This is a genomic window from Bradyrhizobium sp. 14AA, assembly GCF_054185205.1.
The window spans coordinates 154,940-173,198 of record NZ_JAVAYM010000015.1 but is presented as its reverse complement, the minus strand read 5'-3'; the positions used below and the strand labels follow the sequence as shown (position 1 = coordinate 173,198).

Here is an 18,259-nt window from a genome sequence, read left to right as displayed (position 1 = left end):
CCCTTGACGCAAGGCGCCCGGCTCGCAAGATGCGCGCGTTCTATCCCGCCCATCCGGAGCTCGTTGTCGTCCATGTCGCTGTCCCCCGAAGCCCGCAAGACCCTCGCCGGCATCACCACTGCCACCATCACCACGGTCCTGCTGAAGAAGGGCCTGCGTAACGTCTGGATGCGCGGCGCGCGTCCGCTGCGCCCGGGGCTGCCGCGCCTGGTGGGGCCGGCCTTCACGCTGCGCTTCGTGCCGGCGCGCGAGGATCTGGCGACGCCGGAATCCTGGTCGTCGCCGATCTCGACCCGTACCGCGATCGAGGCGATGCCGGAGGGCTGCATCGCCGTGGTCGATGCCATGGGCATCACCGACGCCGGCATTTTCGGCGACATCCTCTGCGCGCGCATGATGAAGCGTGGGGTCACCGCGCTCGTCACTGACGGTGTGGTGCGTGACGTCGAGGGCACGCTCGGCACCAACCTGCCGGTGTGGTGCGACGGCTATGCCGCGCCGCCGTCCGTTGCCGGCCTGACCTTCGTCGGCTGGGGCGAGCCGATCGGCTGCGGCGGCGTCGCCGTGTTCCCCAACGACATCGTGGTCGCCGACCAGGACGGCTGCGTGCTGATCCCGCAGGCGATGCTCGATCACGTGCTCAACGAGGGCGTCGAGCAGGAGCGCATGGAAGCCTGGATCGTCAACGAGGTGAACAACGGTGCCGTGCTGCCGGGCCTCTATCCCATGAACGCCGAGACCAAGGCGCGCTACGCCGCCAGCAAGAAGTAACAGGCAAAAATTACTGGAAGGAAACGAGGTACCCCATGGATATCACGCTCGCCGGTGCGCGGCCGACCCGCCGCGCGCCGAAGGAACACTTCACCGGCACCGTGCTGCAGGACCCCATCAACATGGCGCCCGCACCGGCGCGGCTGAACGTCTCGCGCGTCTCGTTCGAGCCGGGCGCCCGCACCAACTGGCACCACCATCCGCTCGGGCAGACGCTCTACGTGATTTCGGGCGTCGGCCGCGTCCAGACCAAGGGCGGCCCGGTCCAGGAAATCCGTCCCGGCGACACTGTCTGGATTCCGCCGGGCGAATTGCACTGGCACGGCGCGTCGCCGAATAACAGCATGTGCCATATCGCCATGCAGGAAGCGCTCGACGGCGTGTTCTCGACCTGGCTCGAGCCGGTGACCGACGCGGAGTATGGCGCCGCGCTTGGCTGAGGCATTGGTGTCCCGGACAAGACGCATTGCCCTCAAGGCGATGCGTCGCCGATCCGGGACCCAGATCTTCTAACAACCAAGAATGCTGGGTCCCGGCTCCGCGCAGCAACGCTTTGCGCCGCTGCTTGTCCGGGACACGGCACCTACATCCGCTCCGCCGTCCAAGTGCCCGTGCACAGCGCGCCGCGCCAGGTGCCGGAGCCGGAGGTGCCGCTGAGGTGGCCGAAGCCGACCGCGCGTTTGATGCCGGTGCTCAGGGTGACATTGATGCTGCCGGCGTCTGCGACGCGGCCCGACGCCGTCACTGCGGCGCTGCTCGATGCGATCTGACCATTGTTGATGCCGATCGCGACGGTCGCGCCGTTGCCGCAGGTCCCGCTCGATGACGAGATGCGCACGTTCCAGGCGCCGTCGAAGGTGCTTGTCGCAGCGCCTGCCTGCGTCAGCGGGAAGGCGATGGCGATGATGGTGGCGAAGAGACCCTTGCGAAATCCGTTCATGGCACGCCTCGATGGTTGACCATGGGCGGATCGTGGCACGGGCGTGGAACCGACGATGTGAGGGCTGTCACGTGCGCGAGGGGCTCTGTGAGCTGGCGCACGTCCAATGACGCAACCAACCAAAGCAAAGGGGCCCGGATCACGGGCCCCTTATTTTGGTCAAAGCGTCGAAGCCGAATTCAGTTCACGCGCGTCCAGGTCTGGCCGCCGCAGAACATGCCGCCGAAAGCGCAGCCCTGCACGCGCAGCCGGTCGGTGCCCTTCATGGCGATCGTCGAATCGTAGGTCGAGCCGGAGTTCGGATCGAGGATGCGGCCCGACCATTTCTGGTCCTTGTTCTGATCCTTGCCGGGCTTCATGTTGATCAGAACCTGCTCGCCGTTCTGGTTCGATTTGCTGTCGACCGAGTAGCCGCAGAGATTGCTGCCGCATTGCTCGATGCGAACCTTGCCTTCCTTCTCCTCGGTGAGCCAGACGCCGAGCGGGGAACTGAGATCGCGCGTCGGCGCGGCCGCGGGAGCCGGCGGCGCGACCGCAGCCGCCTGAACAGGGGCGGGAGCAGGCGCCGGAGCAGGCGGTGGGGATGGCGCCGGAGGGGCGGCAGCCACGGTCGGGGCCGGCGGTGGTGCTGCGGCGGGGGCTGCCTGCTGCTCGACGGGAGCAGGGGCCGGAGGCGGTGCGGGAGGCGGCACGAGAGCCGTATCAGCCGGAGCAGCAGTAGCGGTTGCCGGCGGTGGCGGAGCAGGTGGCGCTGGAGGCGGTGCGGCCACGACAGGCGCAGGAGCCTGGGTGGCTGCGGGAGCCGCCGCGGCGGGGGCTGGCGGAGGCGCTGGTGCAGCCGGCGCCTGCGGATCGGCCTTGGCCTCCTGCGGCGCCTGCTGGGCGGGGCCGGTCTCGTTCTTCTTGGCCTTCTTCGCCTTGCCCTGGCTGGTGTTGTCATAGACGCCGGGGATCTGCACCGTGCCGCGGTCCGGATCGATGCGGATGGTGCGCCCACCATATTCGAAAGTGTACTGCGCTTGCGCAGCGGTGCTCGCCAACAAAAGGAATGCGGCCGTGGCCAACAGCTTCCTCATTTCGATCTCCTGAGCAGGTGGTCCCCGCACCGACGCTTACGCGCCGGTTCATTCGCAAAAAGTGATCTAGATCACTGTCACGGTATGAGTCGTCGTCCTGCGGTTCCGGGTTCAATACGCCCGGAGCGGGCCCAAAGTTTGGCCGGGGCAAGCGACAGGAGGACGCGGCCCGCTCGAAAACGCTCTAGTCGAACCAGGCGGCGTAGATCTTCCTGTAGCTGCCGTCTTCCATCGAAATGTGCAGCCACTGGTCGACGAAGGCCTTCAGCGCCATGTCGCGCTGGAGCCAATAAGCCTTCTCGGAGAAGTCGAACGGTTTTTCCGGATGCACCGCGCAGAGCACGCCGGCGTGCTGCTTCTGCTGGTAGCGCGTCTCGGAGGCGTCCGTCATCATCAAATCGACATTGCCCTTGGCGATCTCGTCGAAGATCACGGTGTTGTCCGGGAATACTGTGATGTCGGCGTCCTTGATGTTGGCGCGCGCGAAGCGCTCATTGGTGCCGCCGGGATTGACGATGACGCGGGTGCCCTTCTTGTCGATATCAGGGAGCGTCTGGTACTTGCCGACGTCGGCGCAGCGTGCGATCGGCGTCTTGCCCTCGCGCATGATCGGGGTGGAGAAGAAGCCCTTCTTCTGCCGGTCGAGCGTGACCGAGACGCCGCCCATGGCGATGTCGAACTGGTCGGCCTCGAAATCCTTCATCAGCTTTGGCCAGGCCGTCGGGACGAACTCGACCTTGACGCCGATCGCCTTGCCGAGCGCCTCCGCCATGTCGACGTCGAAGCCGCTGAACTGCTGCGTCGTCTTGTCCAGATAGGTGAAGGGCTTGTAGTCGCCGGTCATGCCGACGCGCAGGGTGCCGCGCTTGACGATCTCGTCGAGGCGCGAGGGTGATGCCTGCTGCGCGTGGACCGAAAGGCTTGCCAGCAACGCCACGGCCACTGCCGCCACGATTCGAACGATCATCTCTTCTCCACCCCAGCGCGAGCTGTCATTGTGCAGCTATCCAAAGCTGGATTTAGACCAGATGCCAGTCGCTGGCGAGGCGGAATTGAAAGGAATCTTGAAGTGACGATCTCGATGTACGAGGCCTCGGTCGGCCTTTTCGTGCCCACCTTGCGCAACCTGTCGGGACTGCTCGACAAGGGTGTCGCCTATGCGGAGACCCGCAAGTTCAATCCGGCCGTCCTGCTCGGCATGCGCCTATCCCCGAACATGTACGACCTGGCGCAGCAGGTCGGCGAGGCCTGCCGTCACGCCACCGTGGCGCCGGCCTTGCTGGCGCAAAGCGAGCCCGTGGTGCTGCCGGTGCTGGAGCACGACATGGCCGGGCTCCAGGCGCGCATCGCAACGTCGATCGAATTCATCGAGAGTCTGCCGCGCGCGGACATCGATGCGGCTGCGGAGCAGAACGTCTTCTTCAGGCTGAAGAACGGGACCGAGCTGCCCTTCACCGGGCGGACGCTGCTGCTGACGTTCAGCGTGCCGCAGTTCTTCTTTCACGTCACGACGGCCTACGACCTGTTGCGGCACGCAGGCGTCGAGCTCGTGAAGAAGGACTATCTCGGAAGGAAGTAGTCCTAGGATTCGCCTCTGCGCTCGTAATCGGCGAGCGAGCTGCGGCCGGCGATCTCGCTGCGCAGCTCTTCGAAGCGTCGATGTGCCTCGTGCTCCTGCGCGTCGACGAAATGCACCGCGGCTTCACCCGTCATCGGGCCGGTGATCACGGGCGTTGATTGCTCGCCGATGGTCTCGTGGACGTAGTACTGGCCGTCGTCGCCGCGATGCACCGTCCATTTGAGGCGGATCGCCACCATCGGGCCGGGACCGACCTTGCTGTAGCCGTCGGCGTCGGTGTGCTCCGGCACCAGCGGCTGCTCCTCGACGACCGGATGCTCCTCGGTATGTTCCTCGACGGCCGGATGTTCGTCGGCGACCACATGCTCATCGGCGACGGCCGCTTCAGTCTCGTTCCCGGTCTCGGTTTCACGGACGACGAGAACGGGCTCGGGGCGCTCCAGGATGCTGGCGATGGTGGCCAGCGCGTGGTCGGTCGGGTCGATTTCTGACAAGGGTCCATCCTCCAGCTCGACGCGGCCGGCAAGTCTGTCCCACTGCCGCCGCGGCCGGGAACATTAGGCGCGTTTGATTAAGGCTGAGTTTGGGCTCGATCTGCACCAAAATGGGACGCATTCTGGCGTTCCGAAGGCGGGCGGACAATTCATCGCGCTTTAGCCGCCCGCCCTTCAAATCCTTCAAGCCAGCACGTCCTGATTGATGACGTTCTGCGTGATCGGATCGCCGTCCAGCACGCTCAGGATGTTGCGCGCGGTCTGCTCGCTCATGCGCTGGACGGCCTCGACCGTGACGCCGGCAACATGCGGGGCGATGATGACGTTGGGCAGCGCGAACAGGGCATTGGCGACCGGCGGCGGCTCGACCTCGAATACGTCGATGCCGGCGCCGGCGAGCTTGCCGGAGACGAGCGCGTCGTACAGCGCTGCCTCCTTCACGATGCCGCCGCGCGCGGTGTTGATGAGGTAGGATCTCGGCTTCATCCGGCCGATCCGCGCCGCGTCGAACAGGCCGACCGTCTCCGGCGTCTTCGGGCAGTGGATGGTGACGAAGTCGGCGTGGGGCAGCGCGGCATCGAGATCGGCAACGGCCTCGCACCCGGCGGCCTTGATCTCGGCGGCTGGCTTGTAGGGATCGTACACCTGCACCTTCATTTCCAACGCGAGGCACCGCTTGGCGGTGCGACTGCCGATACGGCCGAAGCCGATGACCAGCACGGTCTTGCCGTAGAGATCGAACGGCAGCATGCCGAGCCGGTCGGCCCATTTGCCGTCCTTGACGCAGGCGTGCAGCTCCTGCGCGCGCTTGGCCAGCGTCAGCATCATGAACAGCGCCGCTTCCGCGACGGAGGGCGAGTTGGCGCTGCCTGCGACCATCAGCGGCACCTTGCGGCGGGAGAGGGCGGGCACGTCGACCGCGTCGTAGCCGACGCCGATGCGCGTCACCACCTTCATGTCGCGGGATGCCTCGAGCTCGGTCTCGCCGAAGGCGGTGGCACCTAACGCCACGCCGTGGACCGGCGCATGACTCTTCAGCAAGGCCTCGAAGTCCGTCGCCGAGATCAGGTTCGGAAACTCGACGAGCTCGATATCGTCCCGCTGGGTGAGGAGGACGCGTGCCCCTTGCGACAAAGTTTGTGTAACGAAAATCTTCTTCTTGTTGGTCGCCATCGTCCCCTGCCTGCGCGAGTTTCTTGGACCAGCGTCACAACACGACGCCGGTTTCCTCGTTTAGCAGGTGCATATTGTTGAGGTCCATCGCCAAACGCATGGGTGCCCCGTCCTTGGCGCCGGCATTGGGATCGACGCGGCCGCAGACGGGCGTGCCGTCGAGCCCGAAGTAGACCAGTGTCTCCATTCCCATCGGCTCGGTGACGTCGAGCACGGTGTCGAAGGTCTCGACCCCCGGGCCCAGATGCGCATGCGACTCGGTGAGATGCTCGGGCCGGATGCCGAGCAACAGCTTGTCGGTGCGCGGCAATGCGTTGTAGCGCGCCGCGCGGGCCGGCGGCAGCGCAAACGCGATGCGGTCGGTGAGGCGGATCTGGAGCGCACCGCCGGCGTCCTCGAGCCGGCACGGGAGGAAGTTCATCGCGGGCGAGCCGATGAAGCCCGCGACGAAGCGTGTCGCCGGCTTGTGATAGAGCTCGTTCGGCGTGCCGATCTGCTCGATCCGCCCCTTGTTCATCACCACGACGCGGTCGGCCAAGGTCATCGCCTCGACCTGGTCGTGGGTGACATAGACTGTGGTGGTGCGGACCTTCTGATGCACCTTCTTGATCTCGATCCGCATCTGCACGCGCAGCTTGGCGTCGAGATTGGACAGCGGCTCGTCGAACAGGAAGACCTTCGGATTGCGTACGATGGCGCGGCCCATGGCGACGCGCTGGCGCTGGCCGCCGGAGAGCTGCTTCGGCTTGCGGTCGATCAGGTCGGTGATGTCGAGCAGGCGGGCAGCTTCCGTCACGCGTGCCTTGATCTCAGCCTTGGGATAGTGCTTCAGGCGCAGCCCGAACGACATGTTCTCCGCGACCGTCATGTGCGGATAGAGCGCGTAGTTCTGGAACACCATCGCGATGTCGCGGTCCTTCGGCGGAACGTCGTTGACGACGTCGCCGCCGATCATGATGTCGCCGTCGCTGATGTCCTCGAGGCCAGCGATCATGCGCAGCGTCGTCGACTTGCCGCAGCCGGAGGGGCCGACCAGAACGATGAACTCGTGGTCGGCGATGTCGAGATCGATGCCGCGCACGGCTTCGACATCGTCGTAACGCTTAACTACCTTCCGCAAAGCAACGTCAGCCATCGAACTTCAGCTCCTCGCCATCAACCCTTTGTCGCACCGGCGGTCAGGCCGGCAATGTAATAGTCCATCAGGAAGGCGTAGATGATCAGCGGCGGCGCCGCGCCAAGCAGCGCGCCGGTCATGATCTGTCCCCAGTTGAACACGTCGCCCTTGATCAGCGTCGTGGTGATGCCGACCGGAAGCACGAGCTGGTCGATCGACGTCGTGAACACCAGGGGATAAAGGAACTGCGCCCAGGAGACGGTGAAAGCGAAGATGGTCGCCGCGATCAGCCCGGGCAGGGCGACGGGGATGAAGATCCGCGTCAGGGTCTGCAGCCATGAGGCGCCGTCGATCAGGGCGGCTTCATCGAGTTCCTTCGGGATCGAGGCGAAATAGCCGATCATGATCCAGGTGCAGAACGGCACGGTCAGCGTCGGATAGATGAACAGCAACACGTACCATCTGTTGAGCAGCGTGATGCCGGTCAGGTCCTGGACGAGGCCGAGCGTCTTGAACAGCGGAATGAACAGCAGGCTGTCCGGGATCAGGTAGGTGAGGAAGACGCCGGTGGCTAGCGTCGCCGAGCCCCAGAACTTCATCCGCGCCAGCGCAAAGGCGGCGGGGATGCTGATCAGCATGGTCACGATCACGACGATGATCGAGATGATCGACGAATTCCAGAAGAACCGCAGGAACTGGTTCGAGCTCAATAGCTCGACATAGTTCGACAGCGTCGGGTGGAACACCCACCAGGGATTGGTCGCCGCCGAGATCTCCGCGCTGCTCTTGAGCGAGGTAATCAGCATGTAGATCGGCGGCGTCAGGAAGAAGATCGCAAACAGCACCAGGAAGAAGTAGGACCAGCGCAGCGCCCAGGTGCGGTCGCGGCTCATGCTGCCGTATTTGACCTTGCGGGAGGGGCCGGCCTTGTCGATTGCAAGCGTGCTCATCAGGCTTCGTTCCCGCGTTTGTTGACATCGCGCAGGATGAAGATCGCTGCGACGGCGAGGATCGGCACCATGAACAGGGAGACGCAGGCGCCGAGCGGAATGTCGCTGCTCTGGATGCCGACCTGGAACGCCCAGGTGGCGAACAGATGCGTGGTATCCAGCGGACCGCCTGATGTCAGGATGCGCACGATGTCGAAATTGGCGAAGGTGACGATCAGCGAGAACAAGGTGGTGATCGCGATGATGTTGCGCATCATCGGCAAGGTGATATGCCAGATCTTCTGCCACCAATTGGCGCCGTCGATCGCCGCGGCCTCGTAGAGCTGGTCGGGGACCGACTTCAGCGCGGCGAGGTACATGATCAGGAAGAACGGCGCTCCGTACCAGACGTTGACGAGGATGACGGAGAAACGCGCCCAGAAGGTGTCACCGAGCCAGGGGATCGGACCGACGCCGAAGAAGGACAGCGTGTAGTTGAAGGCGCTGTAGGAGGGATCGAACAGCCACAGCCAGGCCAGCGTGCTCATCGCGGGCGGAATCACCCAGGGGACCAGCAGCATGCCGCGCCATTTGCGCTGCTTCTTGCCCGGAATGTTGTGGACGAAATGCGCGACGATGAAACCGATCAGCGCCTTGAAGACCACCGCGGTGATCGCGAAGATGCAGGACTGCCGCACCACCATCCAGAACGTCTCGCGCTTGAACAGGAAGGTGAAGTTGCTGAGGCCGACGAACTTCGTCATCGCCTTGTTCAGCGTCGCGAGGTAAACCGAGTAGAAGGCGGGGTAGAGCACGAGCAGGGCGATCAGAAGGATCAGCGGCAGCGTCAGGAAGAACGCCACCGTCGATTTTCGCCCGAGCGCGTTGCGCAGGCTCGATCCTTTCCGCGCGCCCGTCGCACGGACGACGCGACCCTGCTCGACGACGACATCGGCCATGTCAGATTCCTTGGGTCAGTCTGCTTGTAAACTGTCCAACCGGGAAGCCGGCCGACACCGGTCGGCTTCCCGGTCATGCGGATGGGAGGACGTTAGCCCTGGCGGCTCACGCGCGACGCGTAAACCGTCCTGGCATCCGGCCTAGCTCCGCATGAAGCCTTCGCACTCGCCCTCGGCCCAGGCGAGCGCCTGATCCATCGTCTCGCCGCGCGCAAAACGCAGCGCCATCTTGGTCAGCGTCGCCTGGAAGTAGATCTGCTGTGCGATCTTGGGCGGCGCTGGGGACGCCGCGATCGACAGCGTCTGATGCTTGTAGGGGTCCGGATAGTGGAACAGCGTTCCCTTCGGCGGTCCTTCCTCCTCCCAGGTCTTGAACTTGGTCATGTTCGCATAGGCCGGCAGGTCATAGCCGCCGCTCACCGCAACGAATTTCTCGATCGACGATGGCGAGGACATGTGAACGAGCAGGCTCTTGGCAGCCTCCTTGTTCTTGCCGAAGCTCCAGACGCCCCAGAAGTAGGGCAGGTACGGCGCAAACCGCCCCTTCGGACCGGACGGGAAGCCGTGCGTCCAGCACTGCTCGGCGACCTGGGGTGCGTCGCGCTTGGCAACGGCCCAGGCGCTCGGCGGATTGAGGATCATCGCGCCGCGGCCGGAGATCAGCCATTTGTTGTTGGAGGCATCGTCCCAGGACGGCGCATCCGGCGGTAGGAAGGCGATCAGCTTCTTGTAGAACTCCATGGCCTGGCGAACCTGGTCGGTCTTCACCGTGATGTCGCCCTTGGCATTGACGAGCTCGGCGCCGAACGACTGGAAGATCGCGCCGGCGGTGTCCACGCTGTCGGTGGTTTCGCCGAGACCAATGCCGAACGGGAAGCCGGCCTTGTGGCAAGCCTCGGCCGCCTTCAGGAAGGTCTCCATGGTCCAGTTCTCGACCTTGGGCGGGCCGCCGGCCGGATACATCTCCTGCACGTCGATGCCGGCATGCTTCTTCATCAGATCGATGCGGGAGCAGGGGCCCTTGATCTGGCTGCCTGGCGTCGCGGGCACTGCGAGCCATTTGCCGCCTGACTGTCCGAGATATTTGACGGTGCCGTTCACCTCGCCGTTCTGCTTGAGCAGCGGCTCCATGACGTCGTTGAGCGGCTCGAGATTCTCGGAATAGGCCTGCGGCCACCAGCTCGGCATCTGAAGAATGTCATGACCGGACTTGGCCTGGGCCTCGGCGGCGGAGGTCAGCTCGAGCTTCTTGTTGTTGCTGGTGATGTAATCGATGGAGACTTCGACCTTCTCCTTCGCGGCCCATTCGTTGACGAGATCGGTCGAGGCCTTGTTGGCGCCTGGGACCCAATGGTCCCAGAATCCGATCGAGAGCTTGCCGGCGGCGTAAGCGCCCCGGACGTAGGGCGCTGAGATCAGCGCCGCGGAGGACATTGCAGTGGCAGCCACAAATTGACGTCGCGTCAGTGTCTTGCGTGACATCTCGTTTCCTCGCTTGGGTGTTTTATTGTTCTGGCGTTTCCTCGAACTCTTCCGAGTCTTGCTTTTGATTTCTTGTTGGGAGTTTCTTGTCGGACGTTTCTTATTGGCGCCGTCGGCCTCGATGAAAATCATGCGAGGCACGGCAAATTGGTAGCGCGATCAGATCATGATTGACCGCGTCTGTCGAGAAAGCCGAAGGGCCGTTGTCTAGAACTAACGTTGTGCTCCGAACACGCGCGGTGCCGCCGCCATCGCGCGCCGGACGTGAACCGCGCACCCTCGTTTTTGCGACGCACACGTCGTGCGGGCCAGCCTGGAACGATCCGTGCGCAATTACGCCGCAGTTTCGAATAAGCCTGCATAACCGCTTCGCCCGAAAGACTTTTCGGACGTGGACAGCAATCGGCTGCGTCTGGACCTCGTAGCGGGGGAAACGATAGAGTTGCGGTGGCGGGTGGCTCCCACCCGGACAAGCCAAGCAAGATCGACGATGGAGACGAGAATGATCAACCGGGCGCCGCCAGCGCGGCTTTATCTGCGACGATGGTTCGCGCTGGGGTCCGTGCTCGCGCTGCTGCTCGGCGCAGCCGCGGTCGCGAATGCTCAAGGTTTGGTCAAAGGCGTTCAGGACGGCGCCGCGGCCGGGAACAAGGCGGCGGGGCCGGTCGGCGGCGTGCTGGGCGGCGCCATCGGCGGTGTGGTCGGCGTCTTCACCGGCGTGCTCGGCGTCAACAACAACGGCAACCAGGCGGCGCCGGCCGCCAAGGATGCCAGCAAGGATGCCAGCAAGGATTCCAAGCAGCCGGGCGCCGGCAAGGACAAGGACGCCAAGAGCGCCAAGGAGAATGCCAAGGCGGGCAAGGGCGCCAAGGCGACCAAAGAGGCCAAGAACACGCCGCAGGATAACAAGGACGTCACGGTCCTGACCCAGAGCGGCGCGCCGCAACAGACCGCCGAGCAGATCGTGGCCAACAGCGATTCCTATATCGAGCGGATCAAGACCGAGCTGAACCTCACGCCCGATCAGGAGAAGCACTGGTACGGCTTCTCGAGCGCTATGCACTACCTCGGGCATAATGGTGCGGAGCGGCTCAACCTGCGGGTTGCGCGTGCCAAGCGGGATCCGCCGGACGACATCATCGAGCAGATGCGCAACGAGTCGCAATTCCTGATCGATCGCGCCGCCGACCAGCGTAATGTCGCCGACGCCGCCGAGCCGCTTTATTCGAGCCTCGATGACAAGCAGAAGCAGGTCTTCATCCAGGAGATGGTGCGCCTCAGCCACGAGCGAGGGCTGGATTGATCAAGTTGAATCGGATCGGGGGCGTCTGAATTAACGGCGCCCGCCACGAATTCGTGAATCCTCTCCGCAATTCGGTTATGATTAGCTTCACAAGCTGACTGCGGGGTTGATATGGCGGACGGACTCTCCGTTTTCCTGGTCGAAGACGAGACGTTGATCCGGATGATGATCGCGGACATGGTCGAGGAGCTCGGCCACCACGTCGTCGCTGAAGCGGACAATGTCCGGGACGCCAGCGCCTTTGCCATGACCGCCCAGTACGATATGGCCATCCTCGACATCAATCTGATGGGCGTCTACGTCGACCCCGTTGCCGACCTGATCGAACGTCGCGGAAAGCCGTTCCTGTTCGCCACGGGCTACGGGCCGGAGCTGCTGCCGTCCTTGCTCCGGCGCAGGCCGATCCTGCGTAAGCCGATCTCGATCGATCAGCTCAAGGCGATGATCGATTCGATGTTTCCGGAAGCCACGGTGAAAGAATCGCACTGAGCGACGGCAAACGGCCGCACTGAGTGACGGCGAAACGCCGCACTGGGATCGTCAACGAAAATGGCCGCCCGTCTGGGGCGGCCATTTCACGAAACAGCTTGTCGCAATCTCACATCAGGCCGGCACCGAGATCGATGCCGCGCGCCATCAGACCGAACGAGGCGACGAGGCCCGTGCAGCAGAACAGCAAAATTGTCTTGAACGAAGAATTGGCAAAACGCGTTTCGACAGCGGCCGGCATCGCGGCGAGCGAAATCATGCTCATGTTCATTCCCCCTGTGTTGCCCCTGAATTGGATCAGGTGAGGGAACTCCTAGAGTAAAAAGTTTGACGCGGGCTTTCGAGGGATCGTTAACGGAATCGTCATCGGTACTGCGTTCGCGTTGCGCAGTACCACACTCGCAAGTCTCAGTTGCGACCGTTCTTCAGCACCGTGGCGATGGTGTGGGCGGTCATGGCGGCGCGGTCCGAAGCGCGCTGGGCGGCCAGCCGGTCCCGCGCCCTTTCCTCGATCAAGAGCTCGATCAGAGCCAGCCGCTTGTCCTCATCGTCCGCCTCGGTCAGGAGGCGGTGATAGCGGTGATAGTCGAAACCCAAATCCTGCTTACGCATGTCACGCCCCCGCAACTACGCCACACACACGGCAGGATTGTTTCTCATTGGAAACACGCACGCAAGCACCATTGCGCGCGGAACCGCGTGTGCGATGCAATCAGCTGTGCATGACTGGAACTGCCGCTGAGCGCGACCTCAGGATTGGCTGTGGTCGGCAAACATCTTCAGGCCGAGAAAGCTCGCATCGGGTTTCGTGACCAGCCTGGTCGGGATGTTGCGCAGGTAATCCTGGAAGCGTCCCTTGGCTTCGAAGCGCGCCCGGAATGCGGAGGCTGCAAGGAACTCCGGAAAACGCGGTGCGATTCCGCCGGCGATATAGACGCCGCCACGCGCGCCGAAAGTCACCGCGAGATTGCCGGAGACCGAGCCAAGAGTGGCGCAAAACATGTCCAGCGTCTCGCGGCTGATGGGACAAATGTTCTCCAGTGCCGCCTTGGTGATGGCAGCAGCGTCCCGGTGCGGCACCTGCGCGCCGTCAACCTCGGCCAGGGCCTCGTAGAGGGTCTGCAGCCCCGAACCAGACAGTGCGCCGCGCTCGATGGAGACGTGGCCGAGGCGCCGGCGCATGCAGGCGATCACCCGTTCCTCGCGCTCGTTCTCTGCCGGAAGGGTCGCGTGTCCCGCTTCGGTGACGACCGCAAGCCGGGCGCCATGGCGCTCGACCAGACAGGAGACGCCAAAGCCGGTTCCGGGCCCGACCACCAGCAGCGGCTCTCCGGGCAGGCCATCCTGTCCGCCGAGCGGGATCAGATCGGCAGGCTCCAGGGCGGGCAGGGACCAGGCGACCACCTCGAAATCATTGAGTACGTGGACACTGTCGAAGCCGAGGGCGGGTTGAAGCTCGTTGCCGTCGATGACCCACGGGCTGTTGGTCATGACGCAGCGATTGTTGGTGACGGGACCCGCCACGGCCAGCACGGCTCTTTGGGGCTGCCCGCCGCCGGACCGGCGCGCGAGCACATCGACAATGGCTTCCCGGACGGTCGGGAAGTCGGCGACCTTCACATAGTCGATCGGTCCGGTCTGATTGCCGCCGCTCAGCGCGAAGCGCGCATTGGTGCCGCCGATATCGGCGAGAAGAATCTGTCCTGTCTTGCCGATATTCATGGCTTGGGGTTGCCGCCGCCTTCCCGGTGGCGCCAACGCTGTCCTCCGCTCCTTCGCCCCGAACCGCCTGTCGTGGCCAGCACGAGAATCCGCCCTTGGGTGCGCCTAGTCAACACGGACAACGTCAAACCGTTGCATTCCGGGAATCTTCCCGTGACCAATTCGCGCAAGCCTCCGCGCGGGCCAGCGGTTGCGAAGCAGCGCGGGAAGACCGACACTATGGAAGCGTGCCTGGCGCCGTCGCACCGGGCAGATGGGAATGAGACCCGCGATGAAGATTTCCGATCGCGACGTGCTGCTGGTGATCGACGTGCAGAATGATTTCTGCACCGGCGGGGCGCTCGCCGTTCCCGGCGGCGAGAAGGTCGTCCCCGCCATCAACCGCATCGCCCAAAAATTCGCCAATGTGGTGCTGACCCAGGACTGGCACCCGCGCGACCACGTCTCGTTCGCGCCGAACCACGCGGGCAAACAGCCGTTCCAGACCATCGAGCTCGATTACGGCACCCAGGTGCTCTGGCCGGCACATTGCGTGCAGGGGACGGCGGGCGCTGAATTCCATCGCGATCTCGACGCCACCCGGGCGGGCCTCGTCGTGCGCAAGGGATTTCGCCGCGGAATCGATTCCTATTCGGCGCTGTTCGAGAACGACAAGACGACGCCGACGGGCCTGCTTGGCTATTTGCGCGAACGCAAGCTGAACACCGTGTTCGTCGCCGGCCTCGCGCTCGATTTCTGTGTCCGCTTCTCGGCGGAGGATGCCCGCAAGGCGGGGTTCGAGGTCGCCGTCGTCGAGGATGCCTGCCGCGGCATCGATCTCGACGGCTCCGTGGCCGCGACCCATCGGAGTTTTCGGGCGCATGGCATTTCGGTGGTCAGCCTGGAGGCGTTCCTGTGAGGCATTTGAGATAGCCATGGTGGAGAAGCCCGGCAAACAGAGCGGTGCACAGGGACCCGTCCCGGACGACCCGTTGTTGTGGCCGTTTACGGCGGCGCGCCTCGCCATGGACAGCTGCTTCTGGTGGCTGGAGCGGGTTCCGCCGGAACAGGATCAGGGCGATCTGCCCTGGACGACGCCAAACAATGTGGCGCTCGAACTGGCCACCATGCGCCTGCGCGATTGCGCGCAGACCCGGTCTGGACAGCCAGCGCTGGTCTGCGCGCCCTATGCGCTGCATCGGGCCCTGATCGCCGACTTCGCGCCTGGCCACAGCGTGGTGCAGTCCCTGCAAGCCGGCGGCATCGATCGGGTTTATCTCACCGACTGGCGATCGGCCGGGCCTGACATGCGCTATCTCTCGATCGACAGCTATCTGGCCGATCTCAACGTCGCCGTCGACGAGATTGGCGCGCCGGTCGACCTCGTGGGTCTTTGCCAGGGCGGATGGCTGTCGCTGCTCTATGCGGCGCGCTTTCCCGCCAAGGTGCGGCGGCTGGTGCTAACAGGTGCGCCCGTCGACCTCTCGATCGATTCCGCGTTGTCGCAGCTCGCCCGCACCGCGCCCGGGATGGTCTACGATCAGCTCGTCGCGCGCGGCGGCGGCAATGTCAGCGGCGAGGAGATGCTGCGCTTCTGGTCCAAGGCGCCAAGCCGCGACGACATCGCAGTGGCCTTGCAGAAGGATCTCTCGGACGAGGAGGGCGCCGCATTGCTGGCGCGCTTCGACCGCTGGAACACGGAGACGCTGAATCTGCCGGGCACGTATTATCTCGAAATCATCAACCGGATATTCCGGGAGAACCAGATCGCCGGCGGCGATTTCGTCGCGCTCGGCCGCGCAGTCGATCTGAAGGACGTCAAGGCACCGATCTTCCTGCTGGCCGGGCTGGACGACGATGTCGTGCCGGCCGTGCAGGCGCTCGCCACCGCCGGCCTCGTCGGCACGCCGCCGGCCTTCATTGCGGCGGCCTCCGAGCCAAGCAACCATCTCGGCCTGTTCATGGGCGCGCGGACCCACGCGCATGCCTGGCCGCGGATCGCCGCGTGGCTCCGCAGCGATCTGTCCGGCGTGCTGGCCCGCAGCGCCTGACCTTCGCCGGGCCGCCGGGCGAACATGCAAATCCGTTATGCATGATGGCGGACGGCCTGCACGGGACCCGGTCGATGGGTTACATAGGGTCCGGAGCTGACGGCTGCGGCCGCAAAGAGATCAAAGGTACTGCGCTCGATGAGTTTTCACTCGATCTACGCCCACGGATTTGCGCGCGTGGCGGCCTGCGTCACCACCTCCCACGTGGCGGATCCCTCGGCCAACGCAAAGGCCGTCCTGGCGGCGGCCAATGCCTGCCACGAACAGTCGGTGGCGGTCGCGGTGTTTCCCGAGCTGTGCCTGTCCGGCTATGCGATCGAAGACCTGGTCAAGCAGGATCCGCTGCTCGATGCGGTCGAGCGCGGGCTCGCGGCCATCGTCGAGGCCTCCGCTGCTTTGATGACGGTCCTGATCGTAGGCGCGCCGCTGCGCTTTGGCCATCGCATCTACAATTGCGCCGTCGTGATTCATCGCGGCAACGTGCTCGGCGTGGTGCCGAAGAGCTACCTGCCGACCTACCGCGAATTCTATGAAGGGCGGCATTTCGCCTCCGGCGCCGGTATCGCCGGCGAGACGATCGCCTTCGGCGGGCTGCATGCGCCGTTCGGCGTCGATCTGCTGTTCGCGGCCGAGGACGTTCCGGGCCTCACCATCGGCGTCGAGATCTGCGAGGACATGTGGATCCCGGTGACGCCGGCATCCGAGCTCGCGCTCGCGGGCGCGAGCGTGCTGATCAACCTCTCGGGCAGCCCGATCACGATCGGCCGGGCGCGCTCGCGCGCGCTGCTGTGCCAATCGACCTCGGCGCGCTGCCTCGCGGCTTACGTCTATTCCGCCGCCGGTGCAGGGGAATCGACCACCGATCTCGCCTGGGACGGCCAGACCTCGATCTACGAGAACGGCGTGCTGCTGGCCGAGGGCGAGCGGTTCCGCCAGGGCGGCCAGATCACGCTCGCCGATGTCGATCTCGATTTGCTCAGGCAGGAACGTGCCATGATGGGCACGTTCGACGACAACCGCCGGCAGCGCGAGGCCTTTTTCCGCAAGGTGACATTCGCGCTGAACGTGCCAGCCGCCGATATCGGATTCCTGCGCAAGGTCGAACGCTTTCCGTTCGTGCCGAGCGACGAGAGCCTGCTCGAGCAGGATTGCTACGAGGCCTACAACATCCAGGTCGCCGGCCTCGTCCAGCGCATGCGCGCCACAGGCACCAAGCGCGTCGTGATCGGTGTCTCCGGCGGGCTCGATTCCACGCACGCGCTGATCGTCGCCGCCAAGGCGGTCGACCTGCTCGGACTGCCGCGTGAAAATATCCTTGCCTATACGATGCCGGGCTTTGCCACCGGCAGCGAGAGCAAGACCAATGCGCTAGCGCTGATGAAGTCCTTGCAGACCAATTGGCAGGAACTCGACATCCGCACCACGGCGACGCAGATGCTGAAGGACATCGGCCATCCCTTTGGCAAGGGCGAGCAGGTCTACGACGTCACCTTCGAGAACGTGCAGGCGGGCCTGCGCACGGACTATCTGTTCCGGCTCGCCAACCATCATGGCGGCATCGTCATCGGAACCGGCGATCTCTCCGAGCTTGCGCTCGGCTGGTGCACCTATGGCGTCGGTGACCAGATGGCGCATTACAACGTCAATGCCGGCGTGCCGAAGACGCTGATCCAGCATCTGATCCGCTGGGTGATCGCATCGAAGCAGTTCAGCGACGACGTCAACCGCACGCTTGCCTCGATCCTGTCGGCCGAAATCTCGCCCGAGCTGGTTCCGGTCAAGCCCGGCGAAAAGCCGCAGAGCACGGAAGCCTCGGTCGGGCCCTATGAGCTGCAGGATTTCAACCTGTTCTACACGCTGCGCTTCGGCATGCGGCCGTCCAAGATCGCCTTCATGGCGCTGCAGGCCTGGAAGGACGTCGCCAAGGGCGAATGGCCGCCGGCATTCCCGAACGACCGGCGCAAGGCCTACGACCTGCCCGAGATCCGGCGCTGGCTGGAGGTGTTCCTGCGACGCTTCTTCGCCTTCAGCCAGTTCAAACGCTCGGCGATGCCGAATGGGCCCAAGGTCTCGGCCGGCGGTTCCTTGTCGCCGCGCGGCGATTGGCGCGCGCCGTCAGATTCGAGCGCGGCGGCGTGGCTCGAGGATCTCGAACGCAAAGTGCCGAACTGATTGGAGCGGCGGATCGATATTGT

At 64.5% G+C, this 18,259-nt stretch carries 20 protein-coding genes; 8 read left to right on the top strand and 12 right to left on the bottom strand.

Going from position 1 to position 18,259, the window contains the following annotated elements:
* The first annotated feature begins 72 nt into the window (after positions 1-72).
* Positions 73-771 carry a ribonuclease activity regulator RraA gene (locus RAD15_RS25845; RefSeq protein ID WP_458181012.1) on the top strand — a complete coding sequence of 233 codons (699 nt, stop codon included), beginning with the start codon at positions 73-75 and terminating at the stop codon, positions 769-771.
* A 35-nt stretch (positions 772-806) separates the two neighbouring features.
* Complete coding sequence (locus RAD15_RS25840) at positions 807-1,211, top strand: (R)-mandelonitrile lyase (RefSeq protein ID WP_458181011.1); 405 nt, start codon at positions 807-809, stop codon at positions 1,209-1,211.
* Positions 1,212-1,354: 143 nt separating this feature from the next.
* Here the strand turns inward: RAD15_RS25840 and RAD15_RS25835 are convergent, their stop codons facing one another.
* From RAD15_RS25835 to RAD15_RS25825, 3 genes are all read right to left on the bottom strand, one after another.
* Positions 1,355-1,711, bottom strand: a complete 357-nt coding sequence (locus tag RAD15_RS25835; RefSeq protein ID WP_458181010.1) for a hypothetical protein — start codon at positions 1,709-1,711, stop codon at positions 1,355-1,357.
* A gap of 179 nt (positions 1,712-1,890) precedes the next feature.
* Positions 1,891-2,787, bottom strand: coding sequence for a DUF2147 domain-containing protein (locus RAD15_RS25830; RefSeq protein ID WP_458181009.1), 897 nt, complete (start codon positions 2,785-2,787; stop codon positions 1,891-1,893).
* A gap of 184 nt (positions 2,788-2,971) precedes the next feature.
* Positions 2,972-3,754, bottom strand: coding sequence for a transporter substrate-binding domain-containing protein (locus RAD15_RS25825; RefSeq protein ID WP_458181008.1), 783 nt, complete (start codon positions 3,752-3,754; stop codon positions 2,972-2,974).
* Positions 3,755-3,868: 114 nt separating this feature from the next.
* Between RAD15_RS25825 and RAD15_RS25820 the strand changes: the two genes are divergently transcribed.
* The gene (locus RAD15_RS25820; RefSeq protein ID WP_458181043.1) at positions 3,869-4,366 is read left to right on the top strand and encodes a DUF1993 domain-containing protein; all 498 of its coding nucleotides are present in this window, start codon (positions 3,869-3,871) and stop codon (positions 4,364-4,366) included.
* 2 nt (positions 4,367-4,368) lie between these two features.
* Here the strand turns inward: RAD15_RS25820 and RAD15_RS25815 are convergent, their stop codons facing one another.
* The 6 genes from RAD15_RS25815 to RAD15_RS25790 all read right to left on the bottom strand — a co-directional run bounded on the left by RAD15_RS25815 (position 4,369) and on the right by RAD15_RS25790 (position 10,520).
* Complete coding sequence (locus tag RAD15_RS25815; RefSeq protein WP_458181007.1) at positions 4,369-4,860, bottom strand: hypothetical protein; 492 nt, start codon at positions 4,858-4,860, stop codon at positions 4,369-4,371.
* A gap of 183 nt (positions 4,861-5,043) precedes the next feature.
* The gene (locus tag RAD15_RS25810) at positions 5,044-6,033 is read right to left on the bottom strand and encodes a hydroxyacid dehydrogenase (RefSeq protein ID WP_458181006.1); all 990 of its coding nucleotides are present in this window, start codon (positions 6,031-6,033) and stop codon (positions 5,044-5,046) included.
* Positions 6,034-6,067: 34 nt separating this feature from the next.
* On the bottom strand, positions 6,068-7,168 hold the full coding sequence (locus tag RAD15_RS25805) for an ABC transporter ATP-binding protein (RefSeq protein WP_458181005.1): 1,101 nt from the start codon (positions 7,166-7,168) through the stop codon (positions 6,068-6,070).
* 20 nt (positions 7,169-7,188) lie between these two features.
* The gene (locus RAD15_RS25800) at positions 7,189-8,100 is read right to left on the bottom strand and encodes a carbohydrate ABC transporter permease (RefSeq protein ID WP_458181004.1); all 912 of its coding nucleotides are present in this window, start codon (positions 8,098-8,100) and stop codon (positions 7,189-7,191) included.
* On the bottom strand, positions 8,100-9,038 hold the full coding sequence (locus RAD15_RS25795; protein WP_458181003.1) for a carbohydrate ABC transporter permease: 939 nt from the start codon (positions 9,036-9,038) through the stop codon (positions 8,100-8,102). The genes RAD15_RS25800 and RAD15_RS25795 overlap by 1 nt, the downstream gene beginning before the upstream one ends.
* Before the next feature lie 141 nt (positions 9,039-9,179).
* Entirely contained in the window at positions 9,180-10,520 is a 1,341-nt protein-coding gene (locus tag RAD15_RS25790) for an ABC transporter substrate-binding protein (RefSeq protein ID WP_458181002.1), read from the bottom strand.
* Between the two features lie 502 nt (positions 10,521-11,022).
* On the opposite strand from RAD15_RS25790, the gene RAD15_RS25785 reads away from it, so the two are divergent.
* Together RAD15_RS25785 and RAD15_RS25780 are read left to right on the top strand one after the other, a co-directional pair.
* Positions 11,023-11,823 carry a Spy/CpxP family protein refolding chaperone gene (locus tag RAD15_RS25785; protein WP_458181001.1) on the top strand — a complete coding sequence of 267 codons (801 nt, stop codon included), beginning with the start codon at positions 11,023-11,025 and terminating at the stop codon, positions 11,821-11,823.
* 111 nt (positions 11,824-11,934) lie between these two features.
* Positions 11,935-12,312 carry a response regulator gene (locus RAD15_RS25780; RefSeq protein ID WP_458181000.1) on the top strand — a complete coding sequence of 126 codons (378 nt, stop codon included), beginning with the start codon at positions 11,935-11,937 and terminating at the stop codon, positions 12,310-12,312.
* 109 nt (positions 12,313-12,421) lie between these two features.
* Here the strand turns inward: RAD15_RS25780 and RAD15_RS25775 are convergent, their stop codons facing one another.
* The 3 genes from RAD15_RS25775 to glk all read right to left on the bottom strand — a co-directional run bounded on the left by RAD15_RS25775 (position 12,422) and on the right by glk (position 14,034).
* Positions 12,422-12,577, bottom strand: a complete 156-nt coding sequence (locus RAD15_RS25775; RefSeq protein ID WP_458180999.1) for a hypothetical protein — start codon at positions 12,575-12,577, stop codon at positions 12,422-12,424.
* Positions 12,578-12,720: 143 nt separating this feature from the next.
* Complete coding sequence (locus RAD15_RS25770) at positions 12,721-12,924, bottom strand: hypothetical protein (protein ID WP_458180998.1); 204 nt, start codon at positions 12,922-12,924, stop codon at positions 12,721-12,723.
* A 138-nt stretch (positions 12,925-13,062) separates the two neighbouring features.
* Entirely contained in the window at positions 13,063-14,034 is a 972-nt protein-coding gene (gene glk / locus RAD15_RS25765; protein ID WP_458180997.1) for a glucokinase, read from the bottom strand.
* Positions 14,035-14,293: 259 nt separating this feature from the next.
* Here glk and pncA point away from each other — a divergent pair, with 259 nt between their 5' ends.
* The 3 genes from pncA (at position 14,294) to RAD15_RS25750 (ending at position 18,236) form a co-directional block, all read left to right on the top strand.
* Positions 14,294-14,932: a bifunctional nicotinamidase/pyrazinamidase gene (gene pncA, locus RAD15_RS25760; protein ID WP_458180996.1), complete on the top strand. Its 639-nt coding sequence runs from the start codon at positions 14,294-14,296 to the stop codon at positions 14,930-14,932.
* A 16-nt stretch (positions 14,933-14,948) separates the two neighbouring features.
* Positions 14,949-16,064 (top strand): alpha/beta fold hydrolase, encoded by a 1,116-nt coding sequence (locus tag RAD15_RS25755; protein WP_458180995.1) that lies wholly within the window; start codon positions 14,949-14,951, stop codon positions 16,062-16,064.
* A gap of 138 nt (positions 16,065-16,202) precedes the next feature.
* A complete protein-coding gene (locus RAD15_RS25750) occupies positions 16,203-18,236 on the top strand; it encodes an NAD(+) synthase (RefSeq protein WP_458180994.1) in 2,034 nt (677 codons plus the stop codon).
* The last annotated feature ends 23 nt before the right edge of the window (positions 18,237-18,259 follow it).